Source organism: Ruegeria sp. I3 (assembly GCF_056532525.1).
Map to the genome: position 1 here is coordinate 174,799 of NZ_JBQFNI010000004.1, position 17,421 is coordinate 192,219.

General features: G+C 58.1%; 20 protein-coding genes. 7 read left to right on the forward strand and 13 right to left on the reverse strand.

Features of this window, described 5'->3' with window-relative positions; all coding sequences use genetic code 11:
• Positions 1–37 precede the first annotated feature (37 nt).
• Positions 38–910: an S-methyl-5'-thioadenosine phosphorylase gene (locus ACR0L9_RS13100; protein WP_480895831.1), complete on the forward strand. Its 873-nt coding sequence runs from the start codon at positions 38–40 to the stop codon at positions 908–910.
• Between the two features lie 2 nt (positions 911–912).
• Here ACR0L9_RS13100 and ACR0L9_RS13105 read toward each other — a convergent pair whose 3' ends face one another.
• The gene (locus tag ACR0L9_RS13105; protein ID WP_480570857.1) at positions 913–1,770 is read right to left on the reverse strand and encodes an alpha/beta hydrolase; all 858 of its coding nucleotides are present in this window, start codon (positions 1,768–1,770) and stop codon (positions 913–915) included.
• 284 nt (positions 1,771–2,054) lie between these two features.
• Here ACR0L9_RS13105 and ACR0L9_RS13110 point away from each other — a divergent pair, with 284 nt between their 5' ends.
• On the forward strand, positions 2,055–2,684 hold the full coding sequence (locus tag ACR0L9_RS13110; protein WP_170397298.1) for a LysE family translocator: 630 nt from the start codon (positions 2,055–2,057) through the stop codon (positions 2,682–2,684).
• A gap of 2 nt (positions 2,685–2,686) precedes the next feature.
• Here the strand turns inward: ACR0L9_RS13110 and ACR0L9_RS13115 are convergent, their stop codons facing one another.
• Positions 2,687–2,860 carry a hypothetical protein gene (locus ACR0L9_RS13115; RefSeq protein WP_170397300.1) on the reverse strand — a complete coding sequence of 58 codons (174 nt, stop codon included), beginning with the start codon at positions 2,858–2,860 and terminating at the stop codon, positions 2,687–2,689.
• Between the two features lie 107 nt (positions 2,861–2,967).
• Here ACR0L9_RS13115 and ACR0L9_RS13120 point away from each other — a divergent pair, with 107 nt between their 5' ends.
• From ACR0L9_RS13120 to ACR0L9_RS13130, 3 genes are all read left to right on the forward strand, one after another.
• Positions 2,968–3,102, forward strand: coding sequence for a hypothetical protein (locus tag ACR0L9_RS13120; protein ID WP_255612018.1), 135 nt, complete (start codon positions 2,968–2,970; stop codon positions 3,100–3,102).
• Between the two features lie 82 nt (positions 3,103–3,184).
• On the forward strand, positions 3,185–3,724 hold the full coding sequence (locus tag ACR0L9_RS13125; protein ID WP_010441681.1) for an adenine phosphoribosyltransferase: 540 nt from the start codon (positions 3,185–3,187) through the stop codon (positions 3,722–3,724).
• Between the two features lie 171 nt (positions 3,725–3,895).
• Positions 3,896–4,378, forward strand: coding sequence for a fasciclin domain-containing protein (locus ACR0L9_RS13130; protein ID WP_170424274.1), 483 nt, complete (start codon positions 3,896–3,898; stop codon positions 4,376–4,378).
• A gap of 39 nt (positions 4,379–4,417) precedes the next feature.
• Here ACR0L9_RS13130 and ACR0L9_RS13135 read toward each other — a convergent pair whose 3' ends face one another.
• From ACR0L9_RS13135 to coxB, 11 genes are all read right to left on the reverse strand, one after another.
• Complete coding sequence (locus ACR0L9_RS13135; protein ID WP_480895832.1) at positions 4,418–5,830, reverse strand: FAD-binding oxidoreductase; 1,413 nt, start codon at positions 5,828–5,830, stop codon at positions 4,418–4,420.
• A gap of 38 nt (positions 5,831–5,868) precedes the next feature.
• Positions 5,869–6,660 (reverse strand): MBL fold metallo-hydrolase, encoded by a 792-nt coding sequence (locus ACR0L9_RS13140; RefSeq protein ID WP_255612132.1) that lies wholly within the window; start codon positions 6,658–6,660, stop codon positions 5,869–5,871.
• 128 nt (positions 6,661–6,788) lie between these two features.
• Positions 6,789–7,373, reverse strand: coding sequence for a GNAT family N-acetyltransferase (locus tag ACR0L9_RS13145; protein ID WP_170397308.1), 585 nt, complete (start codon positions 7,371–7,373; stop codon positions 6,789–6,791).
• On the reverse strand, positions 7,373–8,635 hold the full coding sequence (locus ACR0L9_RS13150) for a M16 family metallopeptidase (protein ID WP_170626462.1): 1,263 nt from the start codon (positions 8,633–8,635) through the stop codon (positions 7,373–7,375). The genes ACR0L9_RS13145 and ACR0L9_RS13150 overlap by 1 nt, the downstream gene beginning before the upstream one ends.
• Positions 8,632–10,020: a threonine synthase gene (gene thrC / locus ACR0L9_RS13155; RefSeq protein WP_170397312.1), complete on the reverse strand. Its 1,389-nt coding sequence runs from the start codon at positions 10,018–10,020 to the stop codon at positions 8,632–8,634. Before thrC ends, ACR0L9_RS13150 begins: the two co-directional genes overlap by 4 nt.
• Positions 10,017–10,694: an SURF1 family protein gene (locus tag ACR0L9_RS13160; protein ID WP_480895833.1), complete on the reverse strand. Its 678-nt coding sequence runs from the start codon at positions 10,692–10,694 to the stop codon at positions 10,017–10,019. Before ACR0L9_RS13160 ends, thrC begins: the two co-directional genes overlap by 4 nt.
• 156 nt (positions 10,695–10,850) lie before the next feature.
• Positions 10,851–11,666 carry a cytochrome c oxidase subunit 3 gene (locus tag ACR0L9_RS13165; RefSeq protein WP_170612133.1) on the reverse strand — a complete coding sequence of 272 codons (816 nt, stop codon included), beginning with the start codon at positions 11,664–11,666 and terminating at the stop codon, positions 10,851–10,853.
• Between the two features lie 22 nt (positions 11,667–11,688).
• A complete protein-coding gene (locus tag ACR0L9_RS13170) occupies positions 11,689–12,264 on the reverse strand; it encodes a cytochrome c oxidase assembly protein (RefSeq protein ID WP_170397318.1) in 576 nt (191 codons plus the stop codon).
• On the reverse strand, positions 12,264–12,425 hold the full coding sequence (locus ACR0L9_RS13175; RefSeq protein ID WP_170397320.1) for a hypothetical protein: 162 nt from the start codon (positions 12,423–12,425) through the stop codon (positions 12,264–12,266). Before ACR0L9_RS13175 ends, ACR0L9_RS13170 begins: the two co-directional genes overlap by 1 nt.
• Positions 12,422–13,378, reverse strand: coding sequence for a heme o synthase (gene cyoE, locus ACR0L9_RS13180; RefSeq protein WP_170612131.1), 957 nt, complete (start codon positions 13,376–13,378; stop codon positions 12,422–12,424). The genes ACR0L9_RS13175 and cyoE overlap by 4 nt, the downstream gene beginning before the upstream one ends.
• Positions 13,379–13,452: 74 nt before the next feature.
• Positions 13,453–14,364, reverse strand: a complete 912-nt coding sequence (gene coxB, locus ACR0L9_RS13185; protein WP_170397324.1) for a cytochrome c oxidase subunit II — start codon at positions 14,362–14,364, stop codon at positions 13,453–13,455.
• A gap of 176 nt (positions 14,365–14,540) precedes the next feature.
• Between coxB and tldD the strand changes: the two genes are divergently transcribed.
• Together tldD and dprA are read left to right on the forward strand one after the other, a co-directional pair.
• Positions 14,541–15,962, forward strand: a complete 1,422-nt coding sequence (gene tldD, locus ACR0L9_RS13190; protein WP_170612129.1) for a metalloprotease TldD — start codon at positions 14,541–14,543, stop codon at positions 15,960–15,962.
• 240 nt (positions 15,963–16,202) lie between these two features.
• Entirely contained in the window at positions 16,203–17,339 is a 1,137-nt protein-coding gene (gene dprA / locus ACR0L9_RS13195; protein ID WP_480895834.1) for a DNA-processing protein DprA, read from the forward strand.
• Positions 17,340–17,421 lie beyond the last annotated feature (82 nt).

The following is a 17,421-nucleotide window of genomic DNA, read 5'->3' on the forward strand; positions in this document are numbered from 1 at the left end:
GAACTCACACAGCAGGAATTTTCAATGGAGAGCACTCGTGACCCAAACAAAAATCGCCGTCATTGGAGGATCGGGCATTTATGACATCGATGGTCTGGAGAATGCCGAGTGGGTCACAGTAGAAACGCCATGGGGCGATCCGTCGGATCAGATATTGACCGGGTCGCTGGATGGTGTGGAAATGGCGTTTCTACCACGTCACGGGCGCGGCCACGTGCATTCACCAACCGACGTCCCCTATCGCGCCAATATCGATGCGCTCAAGCGGCTGAAGGTGACGGATGTGATCTCGGTTTCGGCCTGCGGATCGTTTCGTGAACACATGGCACCGGGCGATTTCGTAATCGTGGATCAGTTCATCGACCGGACTTTTGCCCGCGAGAAAAGCTTTTTCGGCACAGGATGTGTTGCCCATGTCAGCGTGGCGCATCCGACTTGCCCGCGCCTGTCGGACGCTTGTGAGACTGCTGGCAAGTCCGCAGGGATCAATATCCATCGCGGCGGCACCTATCTTGCGATGGAAGGGCCGCAGTTTTCATCGCTGGCGGAGTCGAAGATGTATCGCGAGCAATGGGGCTGTGACGTGATCGGTATGACTAACATGCCCGAGGCGAAACTCGCCCGCGAGGCAGAGCTTTGTTACGCCTCCATCGCCATGGTCACCGATTATGACAGCTGGCACCCGGATCATGGTGAGGTCGACGTGACCGCCATCATCGCCACCCTCACCGGAAACGCAGAAAAGGGCCGCGCGCTCGTCAAAGGTCTGCCTGCTTTGCTGGGGACCGACCGTGCGCCCTGCCCGCATGGCTGCGACCGGGCGCTGGAGTATGCCATCCTGACCGCGCCTGAAAAGCGCGATCCGGAATTGTTGGCCAAGCTGGATGCTGTGGCTGGGCGGGTGTTATAAACTCAGTACTGCGACAGTTTCTTTTGCACTTCGTCCCATAGGCCACGCGACCACAAATCGTTGTGGGTGCCGTCGGGGATCACGTAAATCTGCGCGGTATCAGACATCTCGGCCAGAGCTTTTCCGTGATGCAGTGGAATAGTTTCATCCTCGGTGCCGTGAAAAATCAACGTCGGCACCGAGATCTGTTCGATAAGATCACGTGTGGCGAACTGATCCCTCATCAAGGCTGAGACCGGCAGGAAAGGATAGCGTTCCGCCGCGACATCAACGGTTGCAGTGAACGGGGCCTCAAGCACCAGAAGTTCTGCATCAGGACGCTCGGCAGCCACAGCGGCGGCAATGCCGGTGCCAAGGCTCTGACCGTGCAGCACCACAGCTTCGCCTTGACCCGCCAGCCTGTCATAGAGCTGAACTCCATCAGAGATCAGCGCCAGTTCCGAGGGCTCGCCTTCGCTGCCCGGAAAGCCGCGATAGCTGGGGGCAAGCAGCCCGTAGCCCGAGTTGAGGATTTCGCGCAGCCGTTCAGCGCGGTCCCCCAGATTGCCGCTTTGGCCGTGGAAGAATAGGACGGTCGGTGCATCCGGGATTGCAGCGGGTGCAGCCCAGACCGTCAGGGCAGTACCATCAGCCATTGTCAGCGACAGCGCATCAACATCCGCCAACCCCACCGAAGCCGGATCCGGTAACGTACCTTCGGGTTTGTACAGCAGAGATTGCTGGTTGAAAAACATGTATCCGAGGACGCCCGCATACAAGATCGCCGCGGCCAACAGCAGTCCTACCAAGATTCTTTTGAGGCGCTCGACACCGGATCTGGCGCGGCCGGTATCGGCCTCAGCGTGTTGGGTTTGAACCATGGCTCCCTCCTTTGGGTCGCATTGCGAGAGTGGGGTACATTGGAGGCGTTTCAAGATGCATAAGCCAAGCTTCATCCAATCTTAAACCTGTTGCGGCAATCCCAGACCGCATTGCACGCCTGAATTCCCTGCCCCATGTCCTCGGTATTTAGGCGACCCCGGCTTCACAAATCCGAACGCCAACCCGTTGGAGTCGGTGTTTCACCACGAGAATGTGCCCGCAAAGCCTTGACCAATACGTCGTGCCAAGGCTTGCTGTGGGAAACACTCTAATAGGATACTCCATGTCCATTGAAATCTGGCTGGCCTTTGTGGCCGCTTCGACCGCGCTGTTGCTGATCCCAGGCCCGACCGTGTTGCTGGTGCTTAGCTATGCGCTGTCGAAAGGACGCAGTGTGGCGGTTGCCTCGGCCACTGGGGTCGCATTGGGGGATTTGGTGGCGATGACCGCGTCGCTGCTGGGGCTGGGGGCGCTGGTGCTGGCCTCTGCCACACTGTTTACCGTGCTGAAATGGGTTGGGGCAGCCTATCTTGTCTGGCTTGGTGTCAAACTCCTGCGCAGCGCGCCGTCGGGCGGGCTGCAAGCAATTGAAACCGAACGTGACGTGACCGCCCGCAGTGTTTTTGGCCATGCCGCTGCAGTCACCGCGCTGAACCCGAAGTCCATTGCCTTCTTCATCGCTTTCGTACCGCAATTCTTGCGTCCGGCCGAGCCTTTGGGTCCGCAATTCGCGATCCTGATCGCAACATTTGTGGGTCTCGCGGGGCTGAACGCGCTGGCCTATGCGCTGCTGGCGGACAAGCTGCGCCGTATGATCGGACGCGCAAATGTCATCACGACCATGACCCGGTTCGGAGGGTTGACCCTGATCGGAATGGGCATCGCCACAGCGGTTCTGCGCCGCCCGGCGTGATTTCAGTTTTCAGCGTTTTCCTTCATGAACCCCCGGATAAACCGGCGAATTTCCCGGGCGGCAGAGGTGTCTAGATCCCTGCACAGCTCGACGAATGCATCGCGCTCATCCTTGTCGAGGCGCAAAACCAACTGACTGTTTTTCTTGGTAGATTTCTTTCCATCTTTCTTGGTCACACGTCCAGTCCCCGTCCTGCCCTTGATTCTATGTGCGATGCATTGTATATACATAGAATATAAAATGTAGATATCGCGCACATAACAGCAAAAGTGAGATTAAAGCAATGAACCTTCATGTCGCGCAAGCCATTCTTCTTCGGGATCAACGCAACTGGCGCAAGCCGCACCTGTCCTGGCTTCCGAACGCGCTGTATCGCTACTACGGCCTGCCTAACGCCATGCGCGGCCGCAGCAAGTAGCCGCAGGGGCCAGAGTTCTCTTGCATGACCGCACCTTATGGGCGAAATACCCCGCGCGTGTTTGATGCCAAAGGGGTGGCCCATGTCCAGAAACAAAACGGTCAAGGATTACATTCGGACCATCGTCGATTTCCCGCATGAGGGGATCATGTTCCGCGATGTCACCACCCTGTTTGCCGACCCGCGTGGGTTCCGCATGGCAATTGACCAGATGTTGCACCCTTACGCGGGTGAGCGTATCGACAAGGTCGTTGGCCTTGAGGCGCGCGGCTTCATTCTAGGCGGTGCGATTGCCCACCAGCTGAGCGTTGGATTCGTGCCGATCCGCAAAAAGGGCAAACTGCCCGGCACCACGATCAGCCAGGACTACAAACTGGAATATGGCGAGGCGATCGTCGAAATTCACGATGACGCCATCCAGCCGGGTGAGAAGATCCTGGTCGTTGATGATCTTCTGGCTACCGGAGGCACCGCTGCGGCCGGGATCAAGCTGATCGAACGGCTGGGTGGCGAGATCATCTCATGCGCGTTCATCATCGATCTGCCCGAACTGGGTGGTCGCAAGGCACTGGAAGATTTGGGCATGGACGTGCACGTTCTGTGCGAGTTCGAAGGGCTCTGATCTCCACAAAATTCACAAACTCGTGACTGGAAATCGCGTGCGCCGCAGGCTTAGCGCGATTGGGGTCACATTCAAGAAACAGTTGCCTCTGGATTCTGTGATCTTGTCGCGACCTGACTGCGTACCCCGAATGATGCCACCTAAGGCATTCTCAACAAGGGAAATCATGTCATGTTGCGCAAATTCGCTGTTGCTGGAGTTGCCAGTCTTCTGTTGACCACCTCTGCTTTGGCAGATGGGCACGCCAAGGATATCGTCGATACTGCGGTGGGCGCGGGCAGTTTTGAAACGCTCGTCGCTGCCGTTCAGGCCGCCGAACTGGTTGAAACGCTGAAAGGCGAAGGGCCGTTCACCGTTTTCGCCCCAACGGATGAGGCTTTTGCAGCGCTGCCCGAGGGCACGGTCGAAAATCTTCTGAAGCCCGAAAACAAGGACCAGTTGGTTGCAGTGCTGACCTATCACGTTGTCCCGGGCAAAGTGATGTCGGGTGATCTGTCCGATGACATGACCGCCGCCACCGTGCAGGGCGGAGATATCACCATCGATCTCGACAATGGCGTCATGGTGAATGATGCCAACGTTGTGCAAGCCGATATCGAAGCCGAGAACGGTGTGATCCATGTGATCGACAAGGTCATTCTGCCCGCGTCGTAAAGAACCGCAGCGCCCCGGTATACGTCCGGGGCGCGTCTATTAGGCCAGAACCGCCCCGGGGTTCATAATCCCCTGAGGATCAAGCGCTGTTTTAATCGCCCTCATGGCCTGCAACTTGACCGGATCACCATAGCGTTCCAGATCATCTGTTTTGAGCCGACCCACACCGTGTTCGGCGCTGACCGATCCACCAAATTCATGAACCAGATCATGTACCGCGCGTTTGACCGCGCCCCGCTGTCCGACAAAATCCGCCTTATCCTGCCCGGCGGGTGGAAACACGTTATAGTGCAGATTACCGTCGCCCAGATGTCCAAAGCAGTTTACGCGAAACGGCCCCTGCCCGGCCACCACATCCGCACCGCGCCGAATGAACTCTGGAATGCGGGAAATCGGGACCGAGATATCATGGCTGGAAACTGATCCGATCAGCCGGTTGGCCTCGGGGATGCGCTCGCGCACGGCCCAGAGTTCGGACCGCTGTGCTTCGCTCTGCGCGATGACCGCATCGCGGACCAGATCGCGCTCATCAGCGGCGACATAAATCGCCTCAAGCATGTCCGAAGGGTCTTGGCCGACCGACAAGCCCAGCTCGATCAACACACTCCATTCCGGTGTTGCCTCAAAGGGTTGCCGCACGTCGGGCAAAACCTCGGTCAGGAATTCGAGGCCCTGCCCATGGATCAGCTCAAACGTACTGACCGCTTCCCCCACTTGATCCCGCGCCACTGACAACAGATCAATGGCAGCCCCGGGTGAGGAGACCTGAAACATTGCGGTTCCAACGCCCCTGGGTCGCGGGAACAGCTTCAACGCCGCCGCCGTAATTATGCCAAGTGTCCCTTCGGACCCGATCATCAGGTTACGCAGGTCATAACCGGTGTTGTCCTTACGCAACCGGCTAAGCCCATGCCAGATCTCACCACTGGGCAATACCACCTCAAGCCCCAGGCACAGATCGCGCGCATTGCCATAGCGCAGCACATTCACGCCACCCGCATTGGTGGCCAGATTGCCGCCAATCCGGCAAGAACCCTGCGCAGCCAGCGACAGGGGAAATAGACGGTCCGCGTCTTCAGCGGCAGTCTGGACGTCGGCCAGAATGGCACCGGCCTCGGCCACAAGTATGTTCTCGGTGGGGTAAGTCGCCCGTATCGCCGTCATCCGTTCCAGGGAAACGATCAAAGGGACAGGACCATCCGGAACAACCTGCCCTCCTACCAGGCCGGTGCCGCCGCCATAAGGGACAACAGGCACCCGAGCGTCTGCGGCCAATTGCACCAAAGCCGACACATCTTCCACAGTGCGCGGCAAGGCAAGCAAACCGGGCTGCCCGACAAACCGCTGACGCGGCTCTTCAAGGTAACGATCTGCAATCGGGCGCAAAACGTCAGCACCCAATCGGGCTCTGATTGCTTCGGCAAGGCGGCTGTCTGCAGGGTTCAGTTTCATGGCTCTTCCCTGCCAAAGGCCACGGGCCGCGACAAGCCCTATTCCAGCTCTATCAGGTACTGAGGCTCCAGCACCACAACCGTCGGCCTGTCGGGCAGCGTGCGCAACGAGACGACAATCTCGGACACCCCATCCCGTTCAACCGGGAATTCATCCCGAATATCCACCAAAAACCGCTGGAGCGAAAAGTCCGAGAACCAATGCATCGGGATAATGACCGAGCTTTTGAGGCGTTTCAGAACCTGAACCATCTCGGGCAAGGGCATCGTGGTGCCTCCGTCCACCGCCGCCATGACCACATCCAGCCGACCCAGTGCAGCGAATTGTTCATCCGACGGAATGTGATGCAGATGCCCCAGATGGCCGATGCACAACCCTTCGACCTCGAACACAAAGATCGAGTTTCCGCGATCTTCAATACCGCCATAGGCCGAACGGATATCGGTCGACACATTGCGAATCAGCATCTCACCCAGATCAAGATGGTGCTCGATGCCTTCGCCGAACTCGCCCCAGCCCGGCAAGACATACGGGATGGCCGGATCGGGATGGGCAGTCCAGTGGGTGCTGTGCGCATGGTTCATTGTGACCACGTCAGGAATTAGCGCAGCGCCTCCGATAAAACCGGTGAAATCGGTCACCGCGTTCAGCCCGCCCTGTGTCTGGATCAGAAACGATGCATGCGCGACATAGCTGATACGAACCGAAAACTCGGGCACGGGATCCTGCCACGCCGCTTTGTGAAGATATTCAATCCCCGGTGCCGCATCTGCGATGGCGATACAGTGACTAGGCCGCCGCTCCTGCGCCACAGCCCCGCCTGCAATCATCATCAGTCCCGCAACAAACCGCCACATAGGGCAAGTGTAGCGCAATGGGCCAACAAGTCATGCCCTTGTTGATCTGGCCACGGATATCTCCATGACAGGAGGCTTGCCATGCCTGGCGGCAGAGCCCTCTAGCCTGCCTCAGTCTTGCCCCGACGATCGGACCTTAGGCTGGCATACAGAACATGCGTTCGCCAGCGCCCATTGATCTGCAGATAAGACTGCGCCACGCCTTCGTATTTGAAGCCTGAGCTTTCCAGCAGACCGCGAGAGGCCTTGTTCTCAGGCAAACACGCGGCCTCGATCCGGCTTAAATCCAGACGGGTGAAGGCGTGATGAACAACGGCGCCAATTGCTTCGCGCATGAACCCCTGACGCGCAAAGGCCTGCCCGGTCCAATAGCCCAAGGTGCCAGCCTGCGCCGGACCACGGCGAACATTGTCCAACGTGATCGCCCCTAGCAGAATATTGTCTGTGCGACGAAACAGGAACAGAGGTATCGCCGTTCCACTCGCGACTGAGCGCTGGGCCCAATAGACCCGGTTGGTAAACGACTTTCGGCTCAGATGGTCCTTGGCCCAAACCGGCTCCCACGGCACCAGATAGTCCTTTGAAGCACGCCGCAAGGCGGTCCAGTCGTTGAAGTCGGAATGCATGGGCGGGCGCAGCGTCAAGCGCTCGGTTTCGAGTTTCAGCTTGCGTCTGCCTAACAGCATCACGCCGCACGCCTCTCCTGCAGATCCACCAGCGTCGGTGCGCCCGAGACCGGCCCATACAACGCCAGCGCTGCAGGGGCTTTGACTGCCATGTCTTCGGCAAAGGCACGCACGTCCTCGGTGCTGACCGCATCGATCTTGGCCACGGTGTCCTCAAGCGAGGGCACACGTCCCCAGATCTGCACCAGCCGCGCCAGCCGTTCGGCCCGGTTCGACGGGCTTTCCAGCCCCATCAGCATCCCGGCCTTCATCTGGGCCCGCGCACGGGCAACCTCTTCTGCGCTCATGTCTTCGGCAGCGCGCTTCATCTCGTCGATGGTAATCGTCGCCAATTCGCCCACCTGATCGGCCGAGGTGCCTGCGTAAATCGTTGTCGTACCGGTATCCGCATAAGCACCGGTCTGAGCAAAGATCGTATAACAAAGCCCGCGCGTTTCGCGCACTTCCTGAAACAGGCGCGAGGACATGCCTCCACCCAGAGCGGTCGAGTAAATCTGGGCCGTATAGATCGCATCATCGCGATAGCCCGGACTTTCCAGCGCCAGCGCGAAATGCGCCTGCTCCAGTTCTTTCTCCTGCCGCGCCTCACCACCAGTGAACCGCGCAGCGTCGGGGATCAGACCCTTGCGCGGCTGCAGGTGGCCGAACATCTCTTCGGCCAGTTTCATCAGCGCATCGTGGTCCACAGCTCCAGCTGCAGACAGGATCATCTGTTCCGGCCCATAGTGCTCAGCCACAAAACCCGACAAGTCCTCACGGGAAAACGCACTGACGCGCTCGGTCGGGCCCAGAATGGTGCGGCCAAGGGGTTGGTCGTGATAGCTCTGCTCTTGCAGCCAGTCAAAGATTACATCGTCAGGTGTGTCATAGGCCTGACCGATCTCCTGCAGGATCACTCCGCGCTCGACCTCGATCTCGCGCGGGTCGAACACCGGGTTCAGGACGATGTCGCCGATGACATCCATGGCCAGCGCCACATCGTCCTTCAGTACGCGTGCATAATAGGCCGTAACTTCGCGCGAAGTATAGGCGTTGATGTACCCGCCCACATCCTCGATCGCTTCGGCGATTTGCAGCGCAGAACGCCGCTGGGTTCCCTTGAACGCCATATGCTCAAGGAAATGCGCGATACCGTTCTGCTCGATCCGCTCGTGCCGCCCACCGGCGGTTACCCAGATGCCGATGGCCGCAGATTGCAGCCCCGGCATATGTTCACTGACGATACGAAATCCGTTCTTCAGTTGGTCCTGTCTGACTGTCACTCAGCAATATGCCTTCTGATATGATCCTCAAGGGCACCCAGATCGTTCGCAACGCGGGTCACCCGTTCCGGACGTTCATACAGATCAGACATGCGGGATGGAAGAGGCGGATGTTCGCCGCTTGCCTTCTCGACCGCCGCCGGGAACTTCGCGGGATGCGCGGTTGCGAGCGTGATCATGGGCACATCGGCAGCGCGGTGGTCTTCAGCCACTTTGATCCCAACGGCGGTGTGCGGACAAACCAACTCGGCGCTGTGGACCATCGTGCGCCTGATCGTCTCAAGCGTCTCGTCCTCAGAAACGCGGCCCGAGTCAAAGCTTTCTCGCAGAGCCTCCATCGCGCCTTGGCTGACATTGAAACCTCCGCTCTTGAGTTCGTCCATCAACTGAGCGACTGCGCCGCCATCTTCGCCATAGGCGTAGTACAGTGCGCGCTCAAAGTTCGAGCTAACCTGAATATCCATTGAAGGGCTGATTGAGGGGATTGTATCGCCCTTGAAATATCCCTCGCCGGAGAGACAGCGATGCAGAATATCGTTCTGGTTGGTCGCCACCACCAGACGATCGATGGGCAGCCCCATGCGTTTGGCCAGATAGCCTGCGAAGATATCGCCGAAATTCCCTGTCGGCACGGTGAAGCTGACCTTGCGATGTGGCGCGCCGAGGCTGACGGCGGCGGAGAAATAGTAAACGATCTGTGCCAACACGCGGGCGAAGTTGATCGAATTGACGCCTGCAAGTTTCACACCGTCGCGGAAATCAAAGTCGTTGAACATGTCTTTGAGCGCGGCCTGACAGTCATCGAAATCGCCGTCTACCGCCAAAGCGTGCACATTACTGTCTGCAGGCGTAGTCATCTGACGGCGCTGCACTTCGGACACACGGCCATGTGGGAACAGGATGAACACATCCACCGCATCCAGCCCACGGAACGCTTCGATTGCGGCTGAACCGGTGTCACCGCTCGTCGCGCCGACAATGGTCACGCGATCTTCGCGCCGTTTGAGCGCAACCTGGAACAGCTGGCCGATTAGCTGCATGGCAAAATCTTTGAAAGCCAGTGTGGGTCCGTGAAACAGCTCCAGCAGAAAATGGTTCTCGTTCAGCTGCTTCAAGGGCGCGCGGGCGTCATGGCCGAAGCCCTCATAAGCGCGCGCAATGATCTTTTTAAACTCATCATCAGAGAACGAGCCACTCACATAGGGCCACATCACGCGGAATGCGATTTCTTCGTAGGACAAGCCAGCCAACGCAGCAATTTCGTCCTGCGACATCACCGGAATTTCAGCGGGCAAGTACAGACCACCATCACGGGCCAGTCCGGTCAGCATCGCCTCTTCAAAGGTCAGTTCGGGCGCCTGCCCGCGGGTTGAGATGTATTTCATGTCGCGTCACTTTCGGAATTGGCACGGCTGCGCCACAGGAAGTATCCGGTCATTGCGGCCCAGACCAGAGCAAGACCAAACCAGATGATTGCATATTGCAAATGATCGTTGGGGATGCCCGCCGTATCCACCGGCATTGGCGTTACATTCGGATCGGTTTCCGAGCGGGCAATTAGCAACACCGGCTCAGCCCCCAGCGCGGCGGCCAGATTGGGCACATCACGGGCGAACCAGATGTTGCCGTCAATATCTGCGTCAGGCGTGTAGCCATCAACTTCATCGGGCCAGTGCAGGTTGCCGGTGATTTCCATCGGGCCAGTCAGGCGAACAGCCTGCTTGGCAGTGGTCGGCACAAAGCCGCGATCCACCAGAATAGTCCGGTCGTCGGTGGTAAAGGACTGGATGATCCGATACCCCGGCCCCACCTGCTTGACCGAAACCAAAACGTGGATCTCGCCCGGTTCGATCTCGCCTGTCACCGTCACCGGCAGGTATTTGTGCGCATCTTCGGACACCTGCAATGGCATGTCGACAGGATCGGCAGCGATGCGGCTTTCGATCTCGGCCAGCACCTCCTGTTTCCAGGTCAGCCGCTGCAGTTGCCAAGTGCCCAGCGACAGCAGCAGGCCCAGACCGGCAAAGCCGAAGATCAGCAGAAACAGAATGCGACGCATATTGGGATCAGACCTTGTTGCGTGAACCGGCGCCTTGTTAAGGGGCACGTGAACCGAAGTGCAACCATGTAATTGTATGGGGCGCAATCTTGCGCCCCTGATTGAGAAAAAGCCGCCCCATGGGGCGGCTTTTGCAATTGGATCACCTGCGTGGCGTTACATCAGCGGGGCCTGACCCCAGATGTAGACGGCGAAAAACAGGAACAGCCAGACGACGTCAACGAAGTGCCAATACCATGCGGCAGCCTCAAACCCGACGTGTTTCTCGGGCGTAAAGTCCCCCTTCAGGGCGCGGATCAGACAGACCGACAGGAAGATGGTGCCGATAATCACGTGCGCGCCGTGGAAACCGGTTGCCATGAAGAAGTTCGAATAGAACTGATCGCCACCGAACTTCCAGCCTTCATGGGCCAGCAGCTCATAATACTCATAGCCTTGCAGGAGGGTGAACGCTACGCCCAGTGCGATGCCGATGGACAACCCCTGTACCAGTGCCTTGCGGTCGTTATTGTGTACAAGAGCATGGTGGGCCCAAGTAATTGCGCAGCCCGACAGCAACAGGACCAAAGTGTTGATCAGTGGAAGGTGAAACGGATCAACGGCGTGGATATCCGGCTGGATGTATTCAGTACCGGCATAGTCGTACATCGGATACATGCGATGTTTGAAGAACGACCAGAACCAGGCGAAGAAGAACATCACCTCGGACATCACGAACAGGATAAAGCCATAGCGCAGGCCAATACGCACGACCGGCGTATGATCGCCCTGACGGCTTTCGACCACGACTTCGGACCACCATGCAAACATGGTATAAAGAACCCCGACCAGCCCCATCCAGAAGATCCACGGGGTAATCCCGTGCATCCAAAGAACGGCCCCGAACAGCATCACAAATCCGCTTACCGCGCCGATCAGTGGCCAGATTGACGGGTTCAGAATGTGGTAATCATGGTCTTTTGCGTGTGCCATCAGCGTCCCTCACCTACAGGCGTTAGTTCTTGTTTGTTTCAGCCTGCACATCAAGGGCGGCATAGCCCTCGGGCAGATCAATCTCATAGAATGTATACGACAGAGTGATCGTATGCACATATTTTGCTTCGGGATCTTCGATCAGTTCGGGATCGACGAAGAACGTAACGGGCATCTCGACTCGCTCACCCGGCTCCAACACCTGTTCATCGAAGCAGAAACAGGCGATTTTCTGAAAATACCCCCCGGCGGAATAGGGCGCCACGTTGTAGGACGCCTGCCCTGCGACGGGCTTGTCGGTTGGGTTGTACGCTTCGTAGAACGCCAGACCTGTCTCACCGATACGTATTTTCATCTCGCGTTCGACCGGCTTGAATTCCCACGGCATACCCTTGGCCTTGGAGGCATCAAATCGGACCGTAACCACTTGGTCGAGAATGTCATCAGGGGCTTTCTCGGCAACCCCCGTGGTCCCTCCATACCCCGTGACCCGGCAGAACCAATTATAAAACGGCACCGCTGCCCATGCCAAACCGCCCATAAGGACGACGACGCCGACCAGTTGCGCGACCGTTTTCTGTGGCCCCGTCAACTTCATCAGTTCTGCACCTGCTGCGTCGCCAGACTAAAATCTGTGTTCGAGACCTTGACGACTGTCAGGCCGAAGATGATCACGATAAACGCGGCCAGTGTCAGGCCGACGCCCAGATTGCGGCTGAACCGTCTTTGGTGAAGTTCGTGAGTTTTGCGCAGGCTCATGACCAGCCTCCTAATCCGTAAGGTTTCAACAGGGCCTCGACGAGAATCGCGCCGAAATGCAGAAACAGGTACAGCAGCGACAGTTTGAAGAAACTGCGTTCGACCTTGAAGTTGTCGGCCTCCGAATCGTCTTCGTTTCGACGAGAAATCTGCCAGGCCCCCCGCAGAAACAAACCATTCAGAACCAGCGCAACGACCAGATAAATCGGGCCTCCGATATCCGAGAACGCAGTCCCCACCGCCAGCATCGCCAGCAACGCGGTATAGACCAGAATGTGCCAGCGCGTTGCACGGCGGCCGTGCGTGACGGTCAACATCGGCACCCCGGCATCGTCATAGTCCGAGCGCATGAACAAGGCCAACGCCCAGAAATGCGGAGGTGTCCACATGAATGTCAGGGCAAACATCAACCACGGTTCGAGAGTCATCGAGCCAGTGGCCGCGACCCATCCGATGACCGGCGGGAACGCCCCCGCGGCACCACCAATGACGATGTTCTGAGGCGTCGAGCGTTTCAGCCACATCGTGTAGACGACAACATAGAAGAAAATAGTGAAGGCCAGAAACGCCCCTGCAAACCAGTTGGTTGCCAAACCCAGCATAATCACGGACAGGCCAGACAGAGCCAGACCCAGCGCCAATGCCTCGCCTACTTCAACTTTGCCAGAGGGGATTGGACGGCCTTTGGTGCGCTTCATCACGCGGTCGATATCCGCGTCCCACCACATGTTCAGCGCGCCGGATGCACCGCCACCAATAGCGATGAACAGGATGGCGCAGAAGCCAACAAAAGGATGTATCGGAACCGGAGCCGCAAGCAGTCCGACCAAAGCCGTGAATACGACCAGCGACATAACGCGCGGCTTCAGCAGGGCGAAATAATCGCCAAAGCTGGCCTCGTCCGCGCGGGTCTGCGCAGAGACGGTGCTGGCATTGAAGCTTGCGTCGCTCATATCCGGTCCTTTTCGGGGCAAAAGCTGCGCGATTTCCGCGCAGCCCGCATGTGTTTATCTAGGCCGCGAAGGGCTTAGTTCGAGGCCACTTGGTAGGAAGCAGGCTGACCTGCATATTCTTCAAGCGCGCCCTGCAGCCACTGTTCATATGCCTCTTCGCTGACCACTTTGACAGTGATTGGCATATAGGCATGGTCTTTACCGCACAGCTCAGAGCACTGTCCGAAATAGACGCCTTCCTTGTCTGCTTCGAACCACAGTTCGGCCAGACGACCAGGAACGCCGTCCTGCTTCACGCCGAACGAAGGAATGGTCCAGGAATGGATCACGTCCGATGCAGTAACCTGCATCACGACAATCTTGCCGACCGGAACAACGACCGCGGTGTCGGTGGCGAGCAGCCATTCGTCTTCGCCATAGCCTGCATCGGCCAGCTTCGCCCGCATCGCATCGTCCAGAACAAATGGGGTTACGTCGGCATCCGCCGGGCGCGCGCCCTCGTCGAGGGTGGCCGGGTGGCCCAGGAGATAGCTATCGAAGGCAAAGTCATGGTCGACATATTCATAGGTCCAGTACCACTGGTTCCCCACGACTTTGATGGTGATATCGCCTTCAGGAATTTCCTGCTGTTTGAACAGAACCGGCAGCGAGAACGCTCCGATGAAGACCAGAATCAGGATCGGGCCCAATGTCCATGCAATCTCAACCGGAGTGTAATGCGAGAACCGAGCCGGGTTCGGGTTTACGCGCTGGTTGTAGCGTACGATGCAGTAAACCAGCAGACCCGCAACAAACACACAGATCGCGGTGATGATCACCAGAATCATGTTGTCCAGCGACTGAATCCCTTCGGCAAGGCTGGTGGCAGCAGGCTGGAACCCCATGCCGCCGTCAACCGGCTTGCCAATAATCTCAAGCTCCTGAGCCATGGCGGGAAGGCTGGAGAGGGCCGTAGCAAGCCCGGAAAGCATCAAAGCATTCTTCATTTTCTGTCCTGATCGTTTGATCTTTGCGTCTCTCGCGAAAAGGTGTGAATCGGTCGCACCTCTCCCGTTGTCTTTGGCCGCGTTAAAAACCATATTCCGTCGGGTAGATAAAGCAAAATGCTTGCGTCAAACAGACGCTATTTTTGATCTGGATCAAACCCGAAAGGTCACAACTGATGACTCAGGCCCCGTTTCGCCCGTTTGAAAGCGTTCTTCCCAAGGATGAAGCGCTTGCTGTACTGAAGGCTGCAACTGATGGCGCCGAGGATGGGGAACTGTTCGTAGAACGGCGCAAATCCGAATCTTTGGTGTTTGATGACGGCCGATTGCGCACGGCCTCTTACGACGCTTCCGAGGGATTCGGTCTTCGCGCGGTGCAGGGTGAAGTGGCTGGATACGCGCATTCAACGGATGTTTCGATTCCCTCTCTGAAGCGTGCAGCCGAAACCGCGCGGTTGGCGGTCGGCGATGGTGGTGGGACGCTGGCCGGGCCACCACGTGCCACCAATACCAGGTTATATACCGATGAAGACCCGATCGAATCCGCCGCCTTCCCGGTCAAAATCGAGACACTGCGCGAGATAGACGCTTTTACCCGTGATCTGGATTCCCGGGTTGTGCAAGTCAGCGCCACGATTGCCGCTGCAGTGCAGGAGGTCGAGATTCTTCGCCCCGATGGTGTGCAGGTGCGCGATATACGCCCGATGACCCGCCTGAACATCTCGGTTATAGTAGAACAGAACGGCAGGCGCGAAAGCGGCTCTGCCGGAGGTGGCGGACGTGTTGGGCTGGATGGCTTGATCGATCCCTCAGACTGGCAAGATAAGGCGCGTGAGGCTCTGCGGATCGCGATGGTCAATCTGGATGCCGTCCCTGCACCTGCCGGCGTGATGGAAGTCGCGTTGGGCCCCGGTTGGCCCGGTATTCTGTTGCACGAGGCCATCGGCCACGGGCTTGAAGGTGATTTCAACCGCAAGGGCAGTTCCGCTTTTGCCGGGCTGATGGGGCAGCAGATCGCTTCGAAAGGTGTAACAGTCGTGGATGATGGGACGATTGCAGACCGACGCGGTTCGATATCAGTGGATGACGAGGGTACACCCAGTTCGCGTACAGTTCTGATCGAGGATGGAATCCTCACCGGATATATGCAGGACCGCCAGAACGCACGCCTGATGGGCGTTTCTCCAACCGGGAACGGCCGGCGTCAAAGCTATGCCCATAAACCGATGCCGCGCATGACCAATACGATCATGTTGGGTGGCGATGCCGATCCGGCCTCGTTGGTGGCAGATATCAAAGACGGCATCTGGGCTGTGGGCTTCGGCGGTGGCCAGGTCGACATCACCAACGGCAAGTTCGTGTTCTCCTGCACCGAGGCATATCGTGTCGAGAACGGCAAGATCGGCGCTCCGGTCAAAGGCGCGACGCTGATTGGCGACGGCCCCTCGGCGCTAAAACGCATTCGGGGACTGGGCAATGACATGGCGCTGGATCCCGGCATGGGCACATGTGGCAAGGATGGGCAATGGGTGCCGGTCGGTGTCGGCCAACCTACCGTTTTGATGGATGGGCTGACTGTGGGCGGCTCTGCCACCTGAGTCGGCCCAAAACGAGAATCGAGGCGCGAAGGGTTAACACACTACCCTTCGCGTCAAATCAAAAACTCATCCATGGATATGTGAGCCAAGATAATTCGCACGAATTTTCTTTCTTTCTTTCAATGACATAATCATCTCTCCGAGGGATGGGTTCGAAAAATACTGATCTAATTTTCTAAGATTCACAGGCTGTTAACCCGCTGCACCGTAAACCAGTTTTGCAATCAGGCGGAGCATCGGATGACCGAAGAGCAGCTTTCTTCCAATCACCCCCCACTCCCACCCACCACGGAAGAGGACCGGTTTTCCTGGCTCCGTCTGTTGCGCTCACGCAAAGTAGGGCCGGCAACATTCCGGCGCTTATTGCGCGAACATGGCTCGGCGCAGAACGCGCTGGCCGCGTTGCCGGAAATGGCGCGCGCTGCCGGGATCGAGGATTATGAAATCTGCCCGCCCGGCGTAATTGAGGCGGAGCTCAAGGCCGCAAAGGTCGCCAAAGCGCGGCTTTTGTGCCTTGGGGCCGCCGATTACCCTTACGCGTTATGTGACCTTTCGGATGCGCCCCCGATGCTTTGGGCAATCGGCGATCCGTCGATCTTGAAACGCCGGGCAATTGCCATGGTCGGGGCACGGAACTGTTCTTCGCTGGGCGCGCGCATGGCGCGGGCGTTGGCGACGGATCTGGGTAAGCAAGACTATGTCGTGGTCTCGGGGCTTGCCCGCGGCATTGACACCTCGGCGCACCTCGCCGCGTTGGCGACCGGTACTGTGGCAGTGTTGGCAGGTGGGGTTGATGTGATCTATCCGGCCGAAAATGCCGATCTGGCGCGAGATATCGCAGACACCGGACTTCGTCTGTCTGAACAACCGATGGGCACAACACCTCAGGCACGACATTTTCCGCGCCGCAATCGCGTTATCTCGGGTCTGGCGCAGGCAGTGGTCGTTGTCGAGGCCGCGGCGAAATCCGGCAGCTTGATCACCGCGCGGGACGCCCTGGACCAAGGGCGCGAGGTTCTGGCCGTGCCCGGCCATCCCTTTGACGCCCGCGCGGCAGGATGCAATCTGCTGATCCGAGACGGGGCGACACTCGTCCGCAATGCAGAAGACGTGATTGAAGCTTTGCCCAAGCAACAGCTACAATCTTCTGCCCAACAAATCCCACCGCTTGGACCCGAGGCAGACTCAGCCGAAATCACGCCCCAAGCCTTGCACGAGGCGATTCTGACTCGACTTGGCCCATCTCCGATCGCGGAAGACCAGTTGATCCGAGACATCGCTGCATCTGCGGGCGAAGTCGGCCCTGTGTTGGTCGATCTGGAGCTTGAGGGCAAGATTCAGCGGCAACCAGGCGGCCTGCTGTCACTTTGCGCCTAAGCTATCGAATGGATTCGGCACCTGATTCCGCGAGCGGCACGACCAGATCAGGCTTTAATACAAAGTATTTTTTGTGGTGAAA

Excerpts from the sequence above, each read along its gene's own strand:
- ACR0L9_RS13105 (WP_480570857.1), bottom strand. The coding sequence starts at position 1,770 with ATGGTTCAAACCCAACACGCTGAGGCCGATACCGGCCGCGCCAGATCC.
- ACR0L9_RS13110 (WP_170397298.1), top strand. The coding sequence starts at position 2,055 with ATGTCCATTGAAATCTGGCTGGCCTTTGTGGCCGCTTCGACCGCGCTG.
- ACR0L9_RS13120 (WP_255612018.1), top strand. The coding sequence starts at position 2,968 with ATGAACCTTCATGTCGCGCAAGCCATTCTTCTTCGGGATCAACGCAAC.
- ACR0L9_RS13125 (WP_010441681.1), top strand. The coding sequence starts at position 3,185 with ATGTCCAGAAACAAAACGGTCAAGGATTACATTCGGACCATCGTCGAT.
- ACR0L9_RS13130 (WP_170424274.1), top strand. The coding sequence starts at position 3,896 with ATGTTGCGCAAATTCGCTGTTGCTGGAGTTGCCAGTCTTCTGTTGACC.
- ACR0L9_RS13135 (WP_480895832.1), bottom strand. The coding sequence starts at position 5,830 with ATGAAACTGAACCCTGCAGACAGCCGCCTTGCCGAAGCAATCAGAGCC.
- ACR0L9_RS13140 (WP_255612132.1), bottom strand. The coding sequence starts at position 6,660 with ATGATTGCAGGCGGGGCTGTGGCGCAGGAGCGGCGGCCTAGTCACTGT.
- ACR0L9_RS13145 (WP_170397308.1), bottom strand. The coding sequence starts at position 7,373 with ATGCTGTTAGGCAGACGCAAGCTGAAACTCGAAACCGAGCGCTTGACG.
- thrC (WP_170397312.1), bottom strand. The coding sequence starts at position 10,020 with ATGAAATACATCTCAACCCGCGGGCAGGCGCCCGAACTGACCTTTGAA.
- ACR0L9_RS13160 (WP_480895833.1), bottom strand. The coding sequence starts at position 10,694 with ATGCGTCGCATTCTGTTTCTGCTGATCTTCGGCTTTGCCGGTCTGGGC.
- ACR0L9_RS13165 (WP_170612133.1), bottom strand. The coding sequence starts at position 11,666 with ATGGCACACGCAAAAGACCATGATTACCACATTCTGAACCCGTCAATC.
- ACR0L9_RS13170 (WP_170397318.1), bottom strand. The coding sequence starts at position 12,264 with ATGAAGTTGACGGGGCCACAGAAAACGGTCGCGCAACTGGTCGGCGTC.
- ACR0L9_RS13175 (WP_170397320.1), bottom strand. The coding sequence starts at position 12,425 with ATGAGCCTGCGCAAAACTCACGAACTTCACCAAAGACGGTTCAGCCGC.
- cyoE (WP_170612131.1), bottom strand. The coding sequence starts at position 13,378 with ATGAGCGACGCAAGCTTCAATGCCAGCACCGTCTCTGCGCAGACCCGC.
- coxB (WP_170397324.1), bottom strand. The coding sequence starts at position 14,364 with ATGAAGAATGCTTTGATGCTTTCCGGGCTTGCTACGGCCCTCTCCAGC.
- tldD (WP_170612129.1), top strand. The coding sequence starts at position 14,541 with ATGACTCAGGCCCCGTTTCGCCCGTTTGAAAGCGTTCTTCCCAAGGAT.
- dprA (WP_480895834.1), top strand. The coding sequence starts at position 16,203 with ATGACCGAAGAGCAGCTTTCTTCCAATCACCCCCCACTCCCACCCACC.